15 protein-coding genes are annotated in these 19561 nt (G+C 71.2%); 7 read left to right on the forward strand and 8 right to left on the reverse strand.

Annotated elements, in window-relative coordinates; genetic code table 11:
* Positions 1–178 precede the first annotated feature (178 nt).
* Complete coding sequence (locus CAP_RS50830; RefSeq protein WP_156041069.1) at positions 179–331, reverse strand: hypothetical protein; 153 nt, start codon at positions 329–331, stop codon at positions 179–181.
* A gap of 902 nt (positions 332–1233) precedes the next feature.
* Here CAP_RS50830 and CAP_RS50835 point away from each other — a divergent pair.
* The 4 genes from CAP_RS50835 to CAP_RS23285 all read left to right on the forward strand — a co-directional run bounded on the left by CAP_RS50835 (position 1234) and on the right by CAP_RS23285 (position 4233).
* Complete coding sequence (locus CAP_RS50835) at positions 1234–1569, forward strand: hypothetical protein (RefSeq protein WP_156041070.1); 336 nt, start codon at positions 1234–1236, stop codon at positions 1567–1569.
* 39 nt (positions 1570–1608) lie between these two features.
* Positions 1609–2079 carry a GNAT family N-acetyltransferase gene (locus CAP_RS23275; protein ID WP_044244854.1) on the forward strand — a complete coding sequence of 157 codons (471 nt, stop codon included), beginning with the start codon at positions 1609–1611 and terminating at the stop codon, positions 2077–2079.
* A 654-nt stretch (positions 2080–2733) separates the two neighbouring features.
* On the forward strand, positions 2734–3309 hold the full coding sequence (locus CAP_RS23280) for a hypothetical protein (protein WP_044244788.1): 576 nt from the start codon (positions 2734–2736) through the stop codon (positions 3307–3309).
* Positions 3310–3480: 171 nt separating this feature from the next.
* Positions 3481–4233, forward strand: a complete 753-nt coding sequence (locus CAP_RS23285) for a dienelactone hydrolase family protein (protein WP_052375703.1) — start codon at positions 3481–3483, stop codon at positions 4231–4233.
* 181 nt (positions 4234–4414) lie between these two features.
* Here CAP_RS23285 and CAP_RS23290 read toward each other — a convergent pair whose 3' ends face one another.
* Positions 4415–7696 (reverse strand): FG-GAP repeat protein, encoded by a 3282-nt coding sequence (locus CAP_RS23290; RefSeq protein WP_044244789.1) that lies wholly within the window; start codon positions 7694–7696, stop codon positions 4415–4417.
* Positions 7697–8018: 322 nt separating this feature from the next.
* On the opposite strand from CAP_RS23290, the gene CAP_RS23295 reads away from it, so the two are divergent.
* Positions 8019–8582 (forward strand): hypothetical protein, encoded by a 564-nt coding sequence (locus tag CAP_RS23295; RefSeq protein WP_044244790.1) that lies wholly within the window; start codon positions 8019–8021, stop codon positions 8580–8582.
* 72 nt (positions 8583–8654) lie between these two features.
* Here CAP_RS23295 and CAP_RS23300 read toward each other — a convergent pair whose 3' ends face one another.
* Positions 8655–10565, reverse strand: coding sequence for a DUF5685 family protein (locus tag CAP_RS23300; RefSeq protein WP_044244792.1), 1911 nt, complete (start codon positions 10563–10565; stop codon positions 8655–8657).
* Between the two features lie 3 nt (positions 10566–10568).
* Positions 10569–11732, reverse strand: coding sequence for a hypothetical protein (locus tag CAP_RS23305; RefSeq protein ID WP_156041071.1), 1164 nt, complete (start codon positions 11730–11732; stop codon positions 10569–10571).
* 134 nt (positions 11733–11866) lie between these two features.
* On the opposite strand from CAP_RS23305, the gene CAP_RS23310 reads away from it, so the two are divergent.
* Positions 11867–13300 carry an FHA domain-containing protein gene (locus CAP_RS23310; RefSeq protein ID WP_156041072.1) on the forward strand — a complete coding sequence of 478 codons (1434 nt, stop codon included), beginning with the start codon at positions 11867–11869 and terminating at the stop codon, positions 13298–13300.
* 39 nt (positions 13301–13339) lie between these two features.
* On the opposite strand, the gene CAP_RS45365 is transcribed toward CAP_RS23310, so the two are convergent.
* The 4 genes from CAP_RS45365 to CAP_RS45370 all read right to left on the reverse strand — a co-directional run bounded on the left by CAP_RS45365 (position 13340) and on the right by CAP_RS45370 (position 18128).
* Complete coding sequence (locus tag CAP_RS45365) at positions 13340–14197, reverse strand: STAS domain-containing protein (RefSeq protein ID WP_052375704.1); 858 nt, start codon at positions 14195–14197, stop codon at positions 13340–13342.
* A gap of 54 nt (positions 14198–14251) precedes the next feature.
* The gene (locus tag CAP_RS23320; RefSeq protein WP_044244799.1) at positions 14252–14707 is read right to left on the reverse strand and encodes a VOC family protein; all 456 of its coding nucleotides are present in this window, start codon (positions 14705–14707) and stop codon (positions 14252–14254) included.
* Between the two features lie 21 nt (positions 14708–14728).
* Positions 14729–16129, reverse strand: a complete 1401-nt coding sequence (locus tag CAP_RS23325) for a serpin family protein (protein WP_052375705.1) — start codon at positions 16127–16129, stop codon at positions 14729–14731.
* Positions 16130–16421: 292 nt separating this feature from the next.
* Positions 16422–18128, reverse strand: coding sequence for a serine/threonine-protein kinase (locus CAP_RS45370; RefSeq protein WP_052375706.1), 1707 nt, complete (start codon positions 18126–18128; stop codon positions 16422–16424).
* Between the two features lie 195 nt (positions 18129–18323).
* Here CAP_RS45370 and CAP_RS23335 point away from each other — a divergent pair, with 195 nt between their 5' ends.
* Positions 18324–19352 (forward strand): aldo/keto reductase, encoded by a 1029-nt coding sequence (locus CAP_RS23335; RefSeq protein WP_044244801.1) that lies wholly within the window; start codon positions 18324–18326, stop codon positions 19350–19352.
* Positions 19353–19561 lie beyond the last annotated feature (209 nt).

Raw genomic sequence — 19561 nt, forward strand, 5'->3', positions numbered from 1 at the left:
TCGGACCTCAGCACGAAACTCCGCCAGCGGAGCACCTCGCGTGCGACGGCGACGTGCATGCGGCCCCTCGGAAGAAAGTCCGGATGGTGAATTGCCCATAGATCGACGTGCGCGTGAGCTTCACGTCCGGCGCGAGGTCCATACTGGCGTTGACCAATGCAGAGACCACCGCCTCGATCTACGCGTACCTCCGACCCGTGTAGTAGATGCCGCCCACGATGGCGTGCATGGGGGGCACCCCCTCGATGGTCCAGGCGCTCGACGGCCCCCGCAAAGCCCAGGTCCACGAACTCGGGTCCGAGTTCGAGACGCACGTTCTCGTAACTGACACCTTGCGCGAAGGTCGGGTGGCTCGTCACGAAGGCATTGTCGGAGCGAAGGGGGAACAGGAAGTCATGACCCTTCAGGGTTCGATGATCACGTTTCCCATGGTCGCGACCACACTCCTCTATAGAGGAGGGCACGGTGCTGGCGCCCGTCCTCCTTCGTCCATCCGCGCAGGGTCGGCCCTCTCTCGTCGGAGGAGGCGGCTTTGCGGCTGCCTGCCTGCCCCCTCCCTCTCGTCGTGGCACGTTTCTGGCGCGCTCTCCGGGGACCGCTTCACAGAGGTCGCGAGGCCCTGGAAGCGTGACCCTGCCTCCTCGTGGAGGAGGGTGACCTGCCAAGGCGGTTGTGTCCCTCGCCTGGAGCCGCTGGACGCTCGCCGACCTCCCAGCGCGAGGCACTGGCACGCAGTTCGCCTTGAACAGGCGGAGGTCTGTGGCCACCCTCACGTGAGATCCGTGCGCTATCATGTGGAGCGGGGTCGCTGTCACGTGAAGTGGGGTCGCTGTCACGTGAACTGCGTCCACTGACACTGGAAGTCGGTTCGCGGGCACGTGAAGTGGGTTCGCGTTGACGTGAATCTCGTTCGCGTTCACGTGAAGCAGGTTCGACGTCACGTGAAGCAGGTTCGACGTCACGTGAAGGTCCTTCACCGAGGAGCGATTGCACACACGGTGGGATGAACGGCGCTCGCGTTGACGTGAAGGTCGCTCGCGTTGACGTGAAGGTCGTTCGCGTTGACGTGAACGCGGCTCGACGATCGGGGAACGCACACCGCTGTCACGTGAAGTGGGTTCGCGTTGACGTGGAGGTCGTTCGCGTTCACGTAAAGGAGCTTCCCTGTCACGTGAACAGGGCTTCCCTTGAAGGGACGGAGAGCCCGGTGACGCGAAGCCAAACCGCGTCAACGTGAACCCAAACCGCGTCAACGTGAACCCAAACCGCGTCGACGCGAACCCGAACCACGTCGACGTGAAGCTCGTTCGCGTCGACGTGAACCCCATTCACGTCCTCGTGAACCTCATCCAGTGGCGCGCCTCACGAAATCACTGGCACGCAACCTGCGCTTCCCTTCCAGCGCTGCGGATCCCCCGCCACCCGACCATCCCTCGCTCCACCGGTTTACCAATCCCCACCCCGCCGCCCGCCACTCACGCCCCCGCGACCACTCCCTCATGCCTCCCCATCGCCACCCACCCTCACCCGGTCCTCGACGACCTGCGCGTGACCCTGCCCACTGCCTGACCATTGGCGATGTGCCGACCCCTCGTTAGGGTCGCCGCCATGGCGCCGGTCGCGATCACCCACGTGTCCTCGCCCGAGGATCTCCAGCACGTGGGCCTCCTCTTTCAGGAGTACGCCGCCTCGATCGGGTTCTCCCTCTCCTTCCAGGGCTTCGACCGCGAGCTGGAGGCGCTCCCGGGCCGGTATGCGCCGCCTTCTGGCCGTCTCCTCCTGGCCTGGGTCGGGGGGGACGTGGCGGGGTGTGTCGCGCTCAGGGACCTCGGCGACTGGCTCTGTGAGATGAAGCGGCTCTTCGTCCGGCCCGGGTTCCATGGGCGAGGGGTGGGGCGGCGGCTCGCGGGTGCCCTCCTTCAAGAGGCGCGGTCGGCCGGGTACGAGGCGATGAGGCTCGATACGGTGCCGTCGATGCAGGCGGCCATGGGGCTTTACGAGGCCCTGGGGTTCCGCGACATCGCGCCCTACACCCCGAATCTCATCGAGGGCGCGCGGTTCCTGGAGCTTCGCCTGTAGCGCGCCGCGAGCGCGCCACCCCACAGGGCTCCGGCCATGCGCCGCTGGTACCGAGCCCCCCCCGACCTCCCCGCCGAGCCCCCCGACACCTCCGCCGAGCGTCCCCCGACCTCTCCACGAACGGTCCGCAATGCGGTGCGCGGCTTTGCCCACATGTGGGTCCGGACCTCGTTCCACCGTGACGAGAATGGCGCCCGCGCGCGTCGGATGACAATCGCTTTCAGGAACCGCCCATTGATTGGAAAGCCATCCGCTGGACCGGATGCAGCGATGCACCAGCGCCCTTATCCTGGCACGAGCCCTGCTTTGCGCGGCGTTTAGCACCTCCTGTGCCATCGAGACGATTGGAACGTTGGTCCGCCGCGCGGGTACATCGCACTCGCGTGCGCGGTCGTATGCCGGTGCCTTTCGTTCATGTGCGCGGCCGTGGGCGGTGCGTGGGCGGGTCGTGGGCGGGTCGTGGGCGGTGCGTGGGCGGTGCGTGGAATAGGTCCTCGCGTCGCGTGCGTTCTCGAAATTGCAATCGCGAGGATTGACAATCGGTTCGAGCGGATGCATTGAGTATGGCTGTACCGACCGAGCGTCCCTCGGTCGGTACTTTAACTGCGCACGCACTCCGTCCTGGAGTGCACCAACACACAAGGAATGACGACAATGGCGACGACGCTTCTCGTGAAGCCGTATGCGGGGTCTTTTGCCGTGGATTTTCAGCACTTGGATGGGGTGCTGGTCGATCTGCCGGAGGGGGGGACGCGTGGGCTGCGGCGTGAAAAGGACGAGTGGGACAGGGTGGATCTGGAGCTGGCGACGCGGTTGCCGCTGCATGCGGCGACGCTGCGGGTCGCTCCGGACCTGGCGACGCACGTGACCTCGCTGAATGAGCGGCTGGAGCAGGTGCGCGCGTTCAAGGTGGCCGTGGACAAGCTGGCCGAGGTGGCCATGGAGACCGAGGCCTTCCTTGAGGACGAGCGCGAGGCGGTGGTGGGGCTCGTGGTGGATGCCGTGCGCAAGGCGGCGAAGCGCACGGATCCCACGATGATGACGGCCTTCGAGGACACGGTCCGGTACCACGGGCAGGTGGGCAAGCGGGCCGTGAAGACGCGGCGCCGGAACGAGGAGGCCGCCGCTCAGGAGGCCGCCGCGGAGGAGGCTGCGGCCGAGGAAGCCGCCGGAGAGGCGCCGGGGGACAATGCCCCCGAGAAGAAGACCGCGGTGCAGAAGCGGCAGTGATCGGGGACGTGAGGTGGTGATTCCGGGGTGATCCGCATTGCGGATCGACCGGGGTTGCAATCAGCAGGGCGCAGGGAGGATCCGGGACGCGGGTCCTCGCTGCGCCTTTTCGTTTTGTCGGACCCGGTGGTGGGACGCGGCGGATGGTGGGTCCGGGTGTACAGTGCAGCCATGCAAGGCTCCCTGGTCGATCTCTCCACGGCCTCTGGCCCGATGCGGGCGTACGAAGTCGGTCCGGCTGGCGCCGGTCCTCATCCTTCGCTCCTCTTCCTGATGGATGGTCTCGGGTTTCGCGAGGTGCTGTTTCCGATGGCGGATCGCTTCGCGGCGGGGGGCTACCGGGTCCTCGTGCCCGACCTCTTTCACCGCATCGGGCCGGACGTGCACTTCGACGCGAAGGTGGTGTTCTCGTCGCCCGACAAGCTCGCGGAGATGCGCAAGGTGCTCTCCCAGGTCGATGCCGCGGGTGTGATGGAGGATGTGGCGGTGTGCCTCGACAGGCTCGCGGCTCCGGGCGAGGCGGCGGCTCAGGCGCCGGCACCGATGGGCATCTTCGGGTACTGTATGGGGGGGCGCTTCGCGTTCATGGCGGCCGCGCACTTCCCCGAGCGCATCGGCGCGGCGGCGTCGATCCACGGCGGGAACCTGGTCACCGCCGCACCGGACAGCCCGCACCGCGACGCCGATCGGATCAAGGCGCGGCTGTACTTCGCGATCGCCGAGCAGGATGGCTCGTTCACGTCCGAGGACGAGGCGACGCTGCGCCAGGCGCTGGAGCGCTGTGGCGCGCGCTTCGAGATGGAGCACTACGCCGCCCGACACGCCTGGACGATGACCGACGCTCCCGTGTACTCGCCCACCGAGGCCGAGCGGCACTTCGGGCAGGTGCTCGCGTTCTTCGACTCCGCGCTGCGGGAGGGGTGAGGGCGAGGGCGCGAGGGGGCAAGGGCGGCGCGCTCACTCGGAAAGCGTCGCGAGCGCCCCACGAACGACGGGAGGGGTCAGACCTGCGTTTCCCGGGTTCGTCCCTGCTCCTTGGCGCGATGCTCGCGCGAGAGACAGGGGTAGCGACCACCGGGAGCGTAGGGGCCGAAAGGCCCCTGATTCAGGGTACGCAGTCCTGGCGACGGCGGCGGTAGGTGAGGGCCGCGCCGAGGGCGAGGAGGGCGAGGGGCAGGGGACGCTGCGTGGGCGAAGTCCCGGTCGCCGCGGCGCTGCAGCCGCCACTGCTGCCCGAGCCTTCGAGGTCGGGATCCGGGGAGGGGCCCGCGCCGCCAACGTTGCTGCTGGTGCTGGTGCTGGTGCTGGTGCTGGTGCTGGTGCCTGCGCCGCCAGAGCCGCCCGCGCCACCCGCGCCGCCCGTGCCGCCGACGCCGGTGCTGGTGGTGCTGGTGGTGCTGCCGCCGCCTGAGCCACCGGCACCGCCGACGCCGCCGGGCACGCACTCTCCCGTGCCGAGATCGCAGACGTGGCCGGGGCCGCATGCGCTGCTGTCGGTGCAGGAAGTCGCGCAGGTGTCGGCCTGGCACACGTAGCCTTCTGCGCAGGGGGCGGGGGTGGCGGGGACGCAGGTGCCGAAGCCGTCGCAGGTCGAGGGTGCGGTCTCCTGGGTGCCGGTGCAGGCGCCGGGGGCGCAGACGGTGCCCCAGGGGTGGAGGCCGCAGGCGCCCATGCCGTTGCAGGCGCCGCTCCGGTCGCAGGTGGAGGCGGGGTCGCCGGGGCATTCGTCGGCGGGATCGGCGCCGAGGACGACGGGGTCGCAGAGGCCGTCGATGCCGCCGCCCTTCGCGGCTGTGGAGCAGGCCATGCAGGGCTCCCCGCAGGCGGAGTCGCAGCAGACGCCGTCGGCGCAGAAGCCGGTGTCGCACTCGGCGCCGAGGGTGCAGGGCTCACCGTAGGTCTTGTCGGGGATGCAGGTGCCCTGGGGGGAGCAGTGGTGGTCCGGGGTGCAGTCGGCGGCGGTGGTGCAGGTGGTGAGGCACTGGGCGGTGGCGGTGGTGCACTGGTACGGGGCGCAGGCGGAGAGCAGGAGGCTCAGGCACTGGCCGGCGCCGTTGCAGCGGGGCTCGACGACGGAGGTGCCCTGGCAGGTGACGGCGCCGCAGGAGACCGTGGGCTGCGCGAAGGCGCGGCAGGTGCCGAGGCCGTCGCACTGGCCGTCGGGGCCGCAGGAAGCGGGGTAGGCAGGGTCGAGGGGGCAGGCGTCCTTGGGGTCGGTGCCGGCAGGGGCGAGGGCGCAGGCGCCGGCGCCGTCGCAGAGGGCGCAGTCGCCGCACTCGTCGTCGGGGTCGGTTCCGGCGGGGAGGGGGGCGCAGGTGCCGTCGGGCTGACCGGTGAGGGCCTGGGTGCAGGCGGTGCAGGTGCCGGTGCAGGCGGCGTCGCAGCAGATGCCGTCGGCGCAGGTGCCGCTGTGGCACTCGGCGCTGGTGGCGCAGGGCTCGCCGAGCTCCTGGCCGAAGCGGAAGGCGTAGGCGGCGCCCTGGTTGGCGTATCCCTGGGCGACGTTGTCGGCGAAGGGGGCGCCGATGAGGGCGGTGTTGCCGGAGAGGGCCAGGGACCAGGCGAAGGTGTCGGTCGCGGCGCCGTCGCTGGCGACGAGCTTCTGCTGCTGGGACCAGGTGCCGGCCTCGCGGAGGAAGGCGTAGGCGGCGCCCTGGGCATTGGCGGCGCCGATGTTGGCGGTGTAGGCGCCGAGGAGGGCGATGTCGCCCTGGAGCGCGACGGAGAAGCCGAAGGCGTCGCTCGGGGCGCCGTCGCTGGCGACGAGCTGCTGCTGCAGGGGCCAGGCGCCGGCCTGGCGCTGGAAGACGTAGGCGGCGCCCTGGAGGAGGTTGGGGCCGACAGCGGTGTGGTGCGCGCCGACGAGGGCGGTGTCGCCCGAGGCCGCGACGGCGGTGCCGAAGAGGGCGTTCGGGGCGCCGTCGCTGGCGACGAGGGTCGCCGTCTGGGTGAAGGCGAAGGGGAAGGTGGTGGCGCGCTCGAAGATGTAGGCGGCGCCCTGCATGGCGTTGACACGGGGGGCGCCGACGACGAGCAGGTTGACGTCGATGGCCACGGACGATCCAAACCTGTCGCCCGTGGTGCCGCCCGTGGCCTGGAGCGTCGCGACCGGAGAGAATCCGTCGTAGCTCCGGAAGACGTGGACGAGGCCCTCTTCCACGAGGGAGGACCCGAGCACGCTGGCCCGGGGGGCGCCGACGACGAGGGTGCCCGTGGTGACGGACAGGGAGGTGCCGAACTGGCTGTTTGCCGTGCCGCCGGTGGCGAAGAGCTTCTTCTCCATGGCCCAGGTGGTGATGCCGCGGCGGAAGGCGTAGACGGCGCCCTGCGAGGCGTTGGCACCGATGGTCGCCTGGGGGGCGCCGACGAAGGCGTACTCCTGGCCGGGGGAGCCGTCGAGGACCGCGACGGAGGCGCCGAACCGCTCGCCCGCGGTGTTCTGCAAGGGGGCGAGGATGCTCTCGTAGACCCAGGTGGTGCCGTTGCGCCGGTAGACCCAGGCGAGGCCGCGGTCGACGTCGTTGCCGAAGTCGGCGAGGGGCGCGCCGAGCACGGCCAGGTCTCCGTGGATGGCCACCGAGGTGCCCAGGCGGTTCTCCGGGGCGGGGTAGCTTCCGGGGGCGAGCTTCTGGGGCGGGCTCCAGATCAAAGGGTCGACGGTGACGGGGAAGACGGCGTCGGTGAGCGCGACGCGGAGCACGAGGCGGCCTTCGCTGAGGGCCAGGGTCGCGGGCAAGGGAGCGCCGGTGGCGTCGACGGCGTGGAGATCGGTGTAGGCGAGGGTCGGGGCGCCGTGCGCGTCGCGGAAGTCGATGCCGGTGCCGTCGGCGCGGAGCACAGGGTCGAGGCCCGTGGCGGTGAGTTCGAGGAGCGCGGCGGCCTGCGCGGCAGGGCAGGGGGAGGCCTGGAGGGTGAAGCCCTGTTCGAGGCCGAGGGGGCCGTTGACGTACCACTCGGTGAGCGGGCCTCGGGGGTAGTCGATGCGGGCTCCGGTAGAAGTGGGCGCGACGGGATGGAGGGGGGCGAGGGCGCCCTCGCAGCCGAAGGCGGTGGCGGTGAGGGTGAGGTCGAAGGGGCGGGCGTCGGCGTCGGAGGCGAGGTGCACGCCGGCGGCGTCCAGCTCGGCGACAAAGGTGTGGGCGGGGTTGTGCGCGCGCAGGACGCCGGGGCCGGCAGGGGCAGGGTGGTAGGCGGCGGAGGCCGCGGCCTGCACCGCGGCGATGTGCGCGGCCCGGAGTGCCGGAGGGACCGCAGCCGGGGGCAGGGCGGCGGAGCCGGCGAGGGTGTCGGGAGGTGGCTCGTGCGCGCCGGAAAGGCCCTCGGGAGGTGCGGTACACCCGCTCGTGAGCAGGAACAGCGCGGAGAGAGCAAGGGATGTTCGGTTCAAGGATTCGCCCCCGTGACGGCTGGATGGCCCACTCGTGATGCGGTCGCGATGCGGGCGCGAAGAGGGCTCCGACGCTATCACGGCCGCCGCGAGGGGGTGAGACTGGAGTCTTCCAGGTGCCATCCGCAGGGCGCAGGGGAGCCGGGACGCGGGGGGCTCGGTGCGCTTCGGTGCACCTCGGTGCGCCTCGGGCCGTCGTGTCATTCGCTTACCCCGCTCGATGCGGGGCGACGCCGGAACTGGGCGATGGGGCACGCGCGTGGTGGCTTGACCGCGTACCCGGCGGGAGCAGTACGTTGGCACGATGCTGGTTGTCGGAACGATGAAGAGAGGGCTCTGGACGGGTTGCCTGTGCCTGGCCGTGCTCGCGGGGTGCGGCGGAGACGACGACGACGGCGGGAGCGGGGGGAATGGCGCGAGCGGCGGCAGCGGAGGGTTCGGGGGCTCCGGGGGTGGGGGCGACACCACGAGTTCCACGGACACGGAGACCAGGGAGATTCCGCCGTTTGCCGACACGCCGCTGTCCGGCAAGTTCAACGGGCAGGACTGGACCTTTGCCTCCGGGCTGGTGAGCGCCTTGTTCTCGGAAGGCGAGCCCGGGTTCTACACCGATCTTTTCGGGGAGGCGCTCGACCAGTGCGATAGCGGGCCCTTCGAGATGTCGTCCATCATGCTCGATGTCCCGAAGGTCGTGGGAGAGTACGAACTCGACTATGGCGTCCTCTCGGTGACCTTCTTGACCGAGCCGGGCGTCAGCTTTGTCACGGACATCGGGCGCATCAGCGTCCGAGAGGTCACGGACACCCAGGTCACGGCAGCGCTCTACGCCTACTTCGACGATGACTTCGAGGTGAACGGCGTCTTCCAGGTGCCCATCTGCGATTGAGCTGAGAGCCCAGCGTCTCGGAGCAGGAGGGGCGCAGGTCGCGCGGTCCCGCTCCGCGTCACGCGTGGGCGCTCAGCACTTGCAGCCACTGCCACAGTTGCCGCAATTGTTGCAGCCGTTGCAGCAATCGCCGCCGCCTTTGCAGCAATTGCCGCAATCGCCGCAGGCCTTGCAGTCGCCGCAGCCCTTGCAATCGCCGCAGCAGTTGCCGCACGACTTGCAGGGGTCGGTGCACGACTTGCCGCAGCCGTCGCAGCACTTGCAGGCGTCGCAGCCGCGCATGCAGTCGCCGCAGTTCTTGCAGATGCTGCAGCCGTCCTCGCAGGGCTTGAAGAGGCTGGAGCACCACGAGGCGCAGCCGCAGTCCTTCGCGCAGGGGGAGCCGCCTCCGGAGGGCGCCTCCGAGGAGGTGCTGCCTTCGCCGGGCTTCGTGGTGGCGTCGTTCTGGCCGGGATCCTCGGTGCCAGGAGGCTTTCCGGTGGAAGGGGTGCCGGCGTCGGGGGGGAGGTCGGGCCAGGTCCAGCCGGGACTGCCAGGGCCGCCGGAAGCGTCGGCAGCGTCGGGGGAAGGGCCGGAGGCGTCGGTCTCCGCGTCAGTGGCGTCTGCCGCGTCGGCGGCGTCGGCGTCGACGCCGGCGTCGAGGGCGTCGGCGGCGATCAGCGCGTCAAGCGCGGCCAACTCGTGGAACGCCTCGCGGTAGGTTTTGCTGTCGCTTCTGGGATCGTCGAGCACCTTCTGGAGCTCGGCCCTGCGTGCAGCCCTCCGCGCGGCTTCGGACGTGGCGTCGGAAGGCGCGGCTTTGGGGGGGACCGAGGGGGTCTTGCGGCGGCCGCTCTCCTGGACGGCTTCCTGCGCGAGCGCGGCGGCGCCTCCGAGGAGCCAGGTCCAGACCAGCATGGTGAGCATCACGGCCCGCTGGAAGAAGCGCGCGAACCAGGGGAGGGAGGCGAGGGTCAGGGGGAGGTGATCGGCGCCGAGGTCCTCGGCGGCCCAGGCGCGGGCGCGGGCGATGGCGCGGCGGGCGGAGGCGGGAAGCTCGCTGGCGAGGACGCTGGCAATGGCCGGGCGGTGGCGCCGGAAGGGGAGGACGTCGGCGAGGCGGCGGACCTCCAGCAAGGCGGCGCGGAGGCGGAGGGCGCCGCGCTCGACGCGGGCAGGGGAGACGAGGAGGGCGGTCGCCGTGTCCATGCCCGAGGCGGGGATGGGCGAGATGGGCGAGGTGGGCGAGGTGGGCGAGGTGGGCGAGATGCGCGAGGTGGGCGAGATGCGCGAGGCGGGGACGAGGAAGGGGTTGAACTCGCGACGGCGGGCGTCCTTGCGGGCGTCGTCGAGGGCGTCGAGCCAGTAGATGATGCCGCCGAGGGCGCGGCCGAAGGCCTGGAGGTCGCGGCGCACCTCGGGGGCGCTCAGGGAGGCGTGGGCGCCAGGGAGGTCGGGGAGGCGGCCGAAGAGGAGGCCGAGGGCTTCGGCGGTGGGGCGGGCGGCGTCCTCGGGGCCGGTCTCGCCGAGGACTTCGCAGCGGGCCTGGCGCTCCTCGAAGCCGCGCAGCTCGGTGAGGGGGACGCCGAGGTCGGTGAGCTCGGCCTCGGCGCGGGCGACGCGGGAGGCGAGCAAGGGGCGGCCCACCTGGGCGAGCATGCGCCTGGGGGAGCGGCCTGGATCGGCGGCGCGGTCGGCGAGCCACTGGTCGGCGAGGAGGATCTCCACGGCCGCGGCAAAGCGCATGGGGGCGCTGTCGGGCCGCACGGTGGGGCGGTGGACGACGGGGACGATGGGGCAGCGGCAGCGGTCGGGGGGCGCGGCTTCGTCGAGGAGGGCGTCGGCGACGAGGGCGAGGAAGACGGCGTCGAAGCTGACGAGGGCGCGGGTGGGGGTGCCGTAGGCGTCGCCGAGGGTCTTGCAGAGGCCGCAGTAGAGGCGGCCGTAGGCCTCGCGATCGGCAGGGCCGAGGGCGCAGCGGTGCGGGCGCAGGGTACCGAACACGGGTCAGGCCCTGGTGGCGGCGCGAGAGGTGGCGGGAGGGAGGCGTTCAGGCACGCAGGCGTCGGGCGCGCGGGCGTCGGAGGCGCGGGCGTCGGACGGGCAAGGGATGGGGGTGGTGGTGGCGCAAGGGCGCGCGGCAGAGGGGTAGGTGAGGTCCTCGGGGGTCCTGCGGCAGAGGGGGTGGGTGAGGTAGCGGTCGAGCAGGAAGCCGTGGATCCACGCGAGGAGGGGGTGGATCTCGCCGAGGCCGCGGAGGCGGGTGGCGAGGTTCTGGTGGGGCTCGCCGCCGCGGAGGCAGGCGTCGTCGACGCGGTGGCGGGCGAGCATGTCGTAGAGGGTTCTGGCGTCGCGGGCGCGGCAGGCGGGGAGATACCGGGAGGGTTCGCGCTCCCAGAGGATGCGGCCCGCGAAGCTGGAGGTGAGGCCGTCGTCCACGTCCTTCTGGAGGTCGGCGAGGGCGTCGGTGCGCTGGATGTGGAAGCCCCAGTCGTGGATGGCCTCTTCCTCGTCGGAGGTGAAGGTGCGGCCGGCGTCGTCGGGGAGGGTGCCGACGAGGGCGATCATCAGGAGCCAGACGCCGCTGATGCGGCGGGTGACGCCGGCGACCTCGGCGAGGCTGACCTCTCCGGGGTGGCTGCTCAGGGTGACCACGGCGTCGACCTGGGTGCGCCAGCCCTCGGCGATGACGGCGAGGACGTGGTCGAGGCGGACCCGGCTGCCGGCAAGCTCGGCGAGGCGGCGGCCCACGGAGGCGGCGTAGACACAGCGGGGCTCGTCGGTGGCGGCGAGGCCGGAGCCGAGGGAGGCGAGGGTGGGGGCGAGGAAGGCCTCGGTCCTGTCGCGCACGCTGCGGCGGCTCGCGGTCATGCCGCCGTGGAAGGCGCGCTGGTCGATGACCTCGTCGTCGATCTTGGTGAGGAGGGAGAGGGCCGCGGCAGCGACGCCGACCTCGCGGGACGTGGCGCTGTGGCGGCGGCCGCCGAGGGCCTCGTGGGCGAGGACGCCGAGCTGGCCGAGGGAGGCGCAGAGCATCCGGCTGCGGGGAGTGACGGTGCCCTCGGGGTCCGCGGCGGAAAGCCCCGGACCGAGATCGTGAAGGTAGCTCTCCCCCGCGGCGCGTAGCCGCTCGCGAACGCCGTTCGCGTTCGCGTTGCTCATGAGTTGCATGGACGGCCCTCTCGCCAGCGGAGCGCCCGCTCCGGTCCGCGGTAGCCGCAGCGTAGGCAATCGGGGCGAGGTGGGCCAAGCTCGCGGCCGAGGACCTTCCCGGGGCGGCGGGGTTGCGTGTAAGCGTGGGCTCCATGGGAAGTGTGTGGCTGCACGGAGCAGGTGGGCTGGAGACGGCGTCGGTGGAGCTCGCGGGCAAGCCCGTGGTGGTGGGGCGCAGCGGCGACCTGAAGCTCGACGACATGATCGAGAAGAAGCACGCGCGTTTCGTGCTGCGGGACGGGAAGGTGCTCGTCTCGGTGCTCGGGAAGGGCGACGTGTGGCTGGGAGATCAGCGGATCTCCGGGGAGACGGCGCTCGCGCCGGGAGACATGGTGCTCCTGTCCACGAGCGCGGCGGTGTTCGTGGCAGGAGACGCCGACCAGGCGCCGACCGCGCTGGCAAGGGCGTCGCTGAAGCGGCTCGCGTCGTTCAACCGGTCGGAGCGGGCGCTGGTGCGGCTCCTGGAGGTGCCGGTGCCGGGGCTGTTCACGCGGGTGCTGGACGAGGTGCGCAAGATGCCGGAAGACCGGATCCACGCGGTGGCGTCGATCCTGAAGCCGGTGCTGGAGAGGCTCGCGGCGCGGCCGGATGCGCCTCCGGAGACGCAGCTCGCCTACCTGTGGGCGGTGCTCGGGTCGGAGAAGCCGGCGTTCAAGTCGGCGGTGCTGGTCGCGGAGGAGGAGAGGGCCAGGCGCGAGGCGGTCGATGCCGCGGCGCCGCCGCCACCGCCGGTCGACGAGGAGGCCGATCCGGAGCTGCTGGGCGGGAAGACGGTGCCGACCCGGGCCTGGCACACGGTGCCGTCGGAGAAGAACGTGGGGCACGGGTTCTCGGGCGGAGTGCCGCCGATCGCGCTGACAGCGTGGCCGCGGTCGCCGCGGGACGGGGCGCCGATGGCGCACCTGGGGACGGTGCTGGTGCCCGCGGAGTACCGGGTGCGGGGTCCGGAGAAGGTGGCCATCGCGCTGTTCCAGGCCGACGATCACACGCAGAAAGAGGTGGAGGGCGCGCCGCGGCACGAGGGGGATGCGCTGGTGCTGGAGGACGAGATCGGGGGGACCTACGCGGTGATCTGGCTCGACGCGGCGACGTTCGCGCGGGGGCCGGGGAGCGAGGTGCGCAAGGGGAGCGAGGGGAGCGAGGTGGGCGAGGTGCCCGAAGGGGCGAAGATCGAGGCGACGGCGTTCTTGCAGCTCCGGGCGCGGGTCGGGGATCCGAACGTGGGGAAGGTGATCCCGGGCTGGTATGACGACGACGATGACGACGAGGAGGACGAGGACGGTGCAGCGGGGAAGTACGTGACGCCCGAATCGCCGGAGGGGGAGGCGCTCGGGCTGTCGCGGTACTCGTTCCACACGAGCAAGGCCCTCCTGCACTTCGGGGGGACATCGGTCGCGTGCGACGACTACGCGGAGGGGCTCGGGCCGTTCTACGTGGGGATCGAGGACGGGTTCGGGGACGCGAACTTCGGCGGGGGAAATGCGGTGCTCGACCTCGCGCGGGAGAAGATCGTCTTCTCGTCGTGAGGGAGGTCCGCGCCACGGTGTGCGGGCGCAGGCGAGGCTTCAGCGCCGCCGCGTGAGGGCGTAGGCGACGCCGTCTTGCAGGGAGCCGAGGGTCTTGATGCCGTCGAGGTGAGCGCCGAACTCCACGAGTGCCTGGGCGGTGGCGGGGCTGATGCCGGTCATCACCACCTCGGCGCCGAGCAGGCGCGCGCCGCGCGCGGCCTTGATCAGGGCGTCGGAGGCCTGGATGTCGAGCATGCCGGCGCCGGTGGCGTCGAGGATGACCAGGCTGGCTTGCCGGCTCGACAGGGTCTCCAGCATGCCCTCGGTGATCTGCTGGACGCGGGTCGCGTCGAGGGCGCCGATGAGGGGGACCACCACGGTGTCGCGGGTGATGGGGATGACCGGGGCGCTGAGCTTCTGGAGGGTGTCGCGGTACGCGGCGGCGAGGCGCTCCTCGGCGCGCCGCTGGGCGGTGACGTCGGTGGAGAAGCCGCCGATGGCGTACGCGGCGCCGTGCTCGTCGGGGATGACGAACTTGACGGAGCGGTGCTGGTGGGTGTCGCCGCCGACGACGACGGGGTACTCCTCGGTGGTGGGCGCGCCGCTCTCGACGAGGCGCAGGTCGCTCTGGCGCCACAGGGTGACGACCTCCGGCGGCGCGAGGTCGTCTTCGGCCTTGCCCCGGATGGCCGTGGTGTCGGTGCCGAGGAGGCCGGTGCCGGTCCGGTTCATGAACAGGATCGTCCAGGCGCCGATCTCCTTCACGTAGGCGAGGCCGGGGAAGTGGTCGAGGAAGGCCTGGAGGATGATCTCTCGCTGCTTCAGGGCGCGTTCGAGGTCCGCCTTCTCGCGGCGGAGGGTGTCGAGTTCCTGGCGGAGAGCTTCGGGGGACTGCGCGTCATCGCTGGATGCCATGGGTCCTCGGCCACGGAGGGGAGCGGAGCCCTCTCCGGCGTGCGTCAGGGTGCTTCAGATGCCTTGTCCGCCGAGCGAGACGGTCTCGTCCTCGTGGAATGAGGAGGTGAGGGCGTCGCCGGGGAGGTCCTGGATCAGCTCCAGGAGGTTGCCGTCAGGGTCGCGGAGGTGGGCGACGCGCAGGCCCCAGCTCGGCATGTCGCGGGGGGCGCCGAGGAGGGCGACGCCGCGCTGGCCGAGGGCGACGGCGAGGGCGTCGACGTCGTCCACGCGGAGGACGAGGTTGAAGCGGTCCTGGGCGCTGTCCTCGGGGGGGCGGGCGGCGGTGCCCACGGTGCTGGCCATGATCTCGCGGCGGAACAGGCCGATGCTGCCGCCGCCGGGGAGATCGAAGCTCGCGTAGGGGCCGGCAGGGTCGCCCCAGGTGGGGGTGAGGCCGAGGGCGTCGCGGTAGAAGTGGAACATCTCGTCGAAGCGCACGACGAGGAGGCGCACGTTGTCGAGTTTCATGGGGGGGCTCTCCGTCTGACCTCAGCTCTTCGAGGGGTCTGTCACGCGGCCCATGAAGAGGATCATGCCGGAGCGGAGGTCGCGCACGAAGTACAGGAAGGGGTGGTCGGCGCGGAACTCGACGGACTCCTCGGGGCGGGGCATGCCGCGGGTGCTCATGACCACGCCGGTCGCGGCGGCGGCCTCGGTGCCCTTCTCGTCGACCTTGACGAAGGCCTTGTGGAACACCCGGCTGATGGAGAGGCGGTCGCTCGGGTTCGGGGGGTTGGCGATGCCGGTGAAGTCGGCGCGGGCGCGGTCGAACGCGAGGGGCATGCCGAGCTTGGTGAGCGGATCGTTGAGGAGGAAGGATTTCGGAGGGCTGACCTCGAAGGAGGGCAGGAAGACGTCGACCTTCTTCGTGGCAGCGGCGTCGACCCAGGCCGTGAGCTTGTCGGCGGTGAGCTTCTTCTCGACGGCGGGGAGGCCATTCCTGGCGTCGGGGAGGACGAGGGTCATGGCCAGCTCGTTGCCGACGTAGGGCATCTCCAGGACGCGCAGGCCGTCGGTGGCGGCGTACTTGAACCGGCTGCTGAGGTTCATGGTGGGGACGTCCTTCGCCGTGGTGCCGCCCACGTGGAAGGGCGCCGGGCGGGTCCCGTCCTTGGAGAAGGGCGTGGCCCAGGTGCCGAGGAAGTAGACGGCGTTCACGAGGACGAGGCGGGTGTCGGTGTCGAGCGCGCCGGTGGTGAGCAGATCCTTGATCCGGTCGTTGGTCTCCTTGGCGACCCAGCCGTTGATGTGGACGCGGGCGGCATCGGGGGCGCTCGGGGAGCTGCGGAAGTCGGTGGATTCGAGGGGGGCGCCGAAGGTGGCGGCGGTCTGCTTCAGGAAGGCGTCCTGGAAGGTGTAGGTCTTCTCGCCGAAGAGGCGGTTGGTGACCCGGAGGGTGTAGGCGGTGCGGGCGGGGTCGTTCCAGGTGGCGAGCTGCTTGCCGATGCTGCCGAACAGCGCGTCCGGGTTGCCGCTGAAACGAAGCACCTTGGCCATCTGGGTGGCGGTCTCGCCCTTGGCGCCGCCCCAGGTCATGGCGAGCGCGAGGGAGATGCTGGCGGGGGAGACGGCGAGGTTGCCCTGCTCGCTCCGGAGCTGGGCGTAGAGGTCCGTGGCGAAGGCGTTGGTGCTCGCGGCGAGGGCCTTGGCCTCGGCCTCGGTGGGGGGCGGGAGGCGTGGGCCTGGGGAGGTGGCGGCCGAGGCGGAGGCCGCGGCGCTCTCTGCCGGAGCGGTCGAGGGTGTGGCGCTCGGGGCGCTCTCGGCGCTGGTGGTTGGCGCGGCGGGGTTCGTGGAGGCGGGCGTGTTCGCCGTGTCGGTGCTCGTCGAGGTGGTGCCGCTGGGCGAGCAGGCTGCGGCGAGCAAGGGGAGGAGACAGAGGGCGTTGCGCATCGGGGAGTCGGCTCCTTTGGTCACGTCGAACGGTGACGTCGGCAGGGGACGCGCGGCGCAGCGTAACCGAAGCGCGGCACTCCGGCGATGGGCTCACGGGTCGCGGCGCGGCAGCGCCCACGCCTCCCGGAGCCGCGCTACAGGTACGCCACTGCGTGCCGTCTTCTTCTCCGCCACTGCGTGCCGTCTTCTTCTCCGCCCGAAGGGGGGTAGTGACCAACTCCGCCCGAAGGGGGGTAGTGACCAACGGGAGCGTAGGGACCGTAGGTCCCTGAATTGCCGTACGCAGTACTTATGCGACCTGGGCGGGGTCGGAGGGGGCGTGGCGCATGCCTTCCCAGGGGGCGCCGCGGAGGCCTTCCCAGGGGGCGGTCTTGAGGTAGCGCCAGCCGCGGGCGCGGGTCACCTCGTCGAGTTCGCTGCGGGCGGCGAGGCGCATGGCGCGGGCGAGATCCTCGATGCGGTCGAAGCGGTCGGCGGGCTTCTTGGCGAGGCCGACGGCGAGGACCAGCTCGGCGTCGGTGGGGAGTTGCACGAAGTGGGAGGGGGCCTGGGGCTGGGAGAACATCACCTTGTAGGCGATCTGCGCCGCGTCATCGCCGTCGAAGGGGGCGCTGCCGGTGAGGGCGCGGTAGGCGATGGCGGCTGCGGCGTAGAGATCGGTGCGGTGGTCGACGTCGCCGGCGAGCTGCTCGGCGGCCATGTACGACGGGGTGCCCAGGATCTGACCCTGGGTGAGGGTGCTGCTCGTCCCGAGGGCCTTGGCGACGCCGAAGTCGAGCACCTTCCAGAGGAGCGGACCGGCGGCGGGGGAGCGCTCGGGGTGGGGTGAGGGCTGGCGGGCGAGGACGATGTTCCCGGGCTTCAGATCGCGGTGCACGATGCCTGCCTCGCGCATGACGATGAGGGCCCTGGCGAGCTGGTCGAGGAGATCCACGATCTCGTCGAGGGGGAGGGGACCGCGGCGCCGGAGGTGCCAGCCGAGATCGTGGCCGTCGAGCAGCTCCATGATCAGGTAGGGGGCGCCGTCGGGGGCGCGGCCGAGGTCGAGGATCTCGACGATGTGGGGGCTGCGCACGGCGGCGGCGATCTCGGCTTCGCGGAGGAAGCGGCGGACCTGCTCGTCGTCGTCGAGGAGGCCGAGGTGCATGATCTTGATGGCGGCGCGGCGGCCGGTCTGCACGTCCTCGGCGCGGTAGACCTCGCCCATGCCGCCGCGGCCGAGCAGCTCGCCGAGGCGGTATCCGCCGAGCACGTCGCCGGTGCGTCGGCCCTCGCCGGCTCGCAGGGCGCGGTCGAGTTCGCGGCGGGCCTCGGCGAGCTGGGCGTCGCGCTGGCGGATCTGCATGGCGGCGCGCTGGGCCTGGTGGATGGCGAGCTCCAGGGTGCTCCGGTTGCGCAGGGCCATGTGGAGGGTGATGGCGAAGAAGAACTGGGACATGCCGACCTGGAACCACTGGACGGCGGGGGGGACGCTGGCGACGGAGAAGAGGGCGATGTCGGGGAGGAGGCCTGCGGCGAGGCCGGCGGAGAAGACGAAGTAGAGGAGCGCGATGGAGGCGTAGGAGGCGATGGCGGTGCGGCGATCGCTGCTGGAGGCGAAGAAGTGGATGCCCAGGATGAGCACCATGGTGCCGGCGCAGAAGATGCCGATCAGGTAGAGGACGGCGGTGGCGACGATGCCGCAGCCTGCGGCGAGCATGGCGAGGCGGCGCCCGGTGTAGCGGTCGGGATCGCCGGCGAGGTAGCGGCCCACGGCCATGAGGATGCCGCCGGAGACGAGCACGATGGCCGCGACGAGGCGGACGTCTCCGGTGAACGGCAGGAGCGGGACGCAGGCCAGGTTGAGCGCGGCGAGGACGAGGATGGTGGGGAAGAAGACGCGCGCGCGGGCGACTTCCTCGCGGTGCAGCACGTCGCCGATGGAGAGCGAGGGGAGCGAGCCGCTCAGCGGGATCGAGGCAGGCAGGGTGGCGGGCGTTCTTCCACCGGAGTCCATCGGGTCGCGGGGAGGGTAGCGAGAGGTGGCGCGGATCGGGCCAGGTTTTGCAGCTCGTTGTGACTGACGCGGCGCATCGTGCGCGTGGTTGGGGCGAAACGACGGCGGCAGGAGGTGCGTCGGTGCGTGGCGCTCCGCGCTTTACGCCGGGGCGGGGCGCTCGTAGGCCGGGGCCTTCAAGGCGAGGAGGAGATCATGGAGTACCGCACGCTCGGCAGGAGTGGTGTCAAGGTGTCGACCCTGTGCCTCGGGGCGATGACGTTCGGCGAGGCCGACGACAAGAGCATGATGCACAAGATCTCGTGCGATGAGGCGACGTCGCACGCGATCATGAGCCGGGCGCTCACGCTCGGGGTGAACTTCATCGATACGGCCGACGTCTACGGGCAGGACGGGCTGTCGGAGCGGGTGGTGGGGACCTGGCTCCAGAAGGGGAAGCACCGCGAGCAGGTGGTGGTGGCGACGAAGTTCAGGTTCCGGATGGGGGAAGGGCCGAACGGGACGGGCGCGTCGCGCTACCGCATCGTGCGCACGGTGGAGGACAGCCTGCGGAGGCTGCAGACGGACCGGATCGATCTCTACCAGATTCACATGCAGGACATCGACACGCCGGAGGACGAGTTGCTGCGGGCGCTCGATGATCTCGTCACCCAGGGGAAGGTGCTCTATTTCGGGGCGAGCAACTACGCGGCGTACCGGCTGGTGGACAGCCTGTGGATCAGCAAGACCCAGGGGCGGGCAGGGTTCGTGACCTTGCAGATGCAGTACAACCTGGTGGCGCGAGAGCTGGAGCGGGAGCACCTGCCGCTGTGTCAGAAGTTCGGGCTGGGGGTGCTGCCGTGGTCGCCGCTCGCGGGGGGGTTCTTGACGGGCAAGTACGACAAGGACCAGCCGCCGCCGGCGGGGACGCGGGGGGACAAGTGGAAGGAGCGGTTCGCGTCCTTCGACTCGCCGCGCAACTGGAGGATCCTGGCGGCCGTGCGGGACGTGGCGAAGGAGCGAGGGACGACGCCGACGGCGGTGTCGCTGGCGTGGAGCATCCAGAAGCCGGGGGTGACGTCGTCGATTTTCGGGGCGCGCAGCATCGAGCAGCTCGAGCAGTGCGTGGCCGGCGCCGAGGTGCAGCTCTCGGCCGAGGAGATGAAGCGGCTCGACGAGGCGAGCGCGTTCGACCTGGGCTATCCGTACGACTTCATGGGGCGGGTCGCGGGGGGGCGCTGGTGAGGCAGGGTTGAAGGCCGTCGGGCCTTTACCAGGCCGCTGGACGGTGACATACTCGCTCTCACGAAGCCGGGGCGACCCGGCTCCGTGGACCCGGAATCAGGGTACTGGAGCGCCAGCGTTTCCCAAGGGAACGCACTTTGTTGCACTCGCAACTGCCCCGCAGCACAGGGGACGAGCTCACCCATCGGGATCCTGGACGCCTCCGCCTC

The sequence above is a fragment of the Chondromyces apiculatus DSM 436 genome (genome assembly GCF_000601485.1).
Taxonomy (GTDB): domain Bacteria; phylum Myxococcota_A; class Polyangia; order Polyangiales; family Polyangiaceae; genus Chondromyces; species Chondromyces apiculatus.

What these genes read in the sequence shown, in the direction of transcription:
- CAP_RS23285 (WP_052375703.1), top strand. Translation starts at nt 3,481, where the DNA reads ATGCAAGGCTCCCTGGTCGATCTCTCCACGGCCTCTGGCCCGATGCGG.
- CAP_RS23320 (WP_044244799.1), bottom strand. Translation starts at nt 14,707, where the DNA reads ATGAAACTCGACAACGTGCGCCTCCTCGTCGTGCGCTTCGACGAGATG.
- CAP_RS23335 (WP_044244801.1), top strand. Translation starts at nt 18,324, where the DNA reads ATGGAGTACCGCACGCTCGGCAGGAGTGGTGTCAAGGTGTCGACCCTG.
- CAP_RS45370 (WP_052375706.1), bottom strand. Translation starts at nt 18,128, where the DNA reads ATGGACTCCGGTGGAAGAACGCCCGCCACCCTGCCTGCCTCGATCCCG.
- CAP_RS23325 (WP_052375705.1), bottom strand. Translation starts at nt 16,129, where the DNA reads ATGCGCAACGCCCTCTGTCTCCTCCCCTTGCTCGCCGCAGCCTGCTCG.
- CAP_RS23275 (WP_044244854.1), top strand. Translation starts at nt 1,609, where the DNA reads ATGGCGCCGGTCGCGATCACCCACGTGTCCTCGCCCGAGGATCTCCAG.
- CAP_RS23310 (WP_156041072.1), top strand. Translation starts at nt 11,867, where the DNA reads ATGGGAAGTGTGTGGCTGCACGGAGCAGGTGGGCTGGAGACGGCGTCG.
- CAP_RS23305 (WP_156041071.1), bottom strand. Translation starts at nt 11,732, where the DNA reads ATGCAACTCATGAGCAACGCGAACGCGAACGGCGTTCGCGAGCGGCTA.
- CAP_RS23280 (WP_044244788.1), top strand. Translation starts at nt 2,734, where the DNA reads ATGGCGACGACGCTTCTCGTGAAGCCGTATGCGGGGTCTTTTGCCGTG.
- CAP_RS45365 (WP_052375704.1), bottom strand. Translation starts at nt 14,197, where the DNA reads ATGGCATCCAGCGATGACGCGCAGTCCCCCGAAGCTCTCCGCCAGGAA.
- CAP_RS23295 (WP_044244790.1), top strand. Translation starts at nt 8,019, where the DNA reads ATGAAGAGAGGGCTCTGGACGGGTTGCCTGTGCCTGGCCGTGCTCGCG.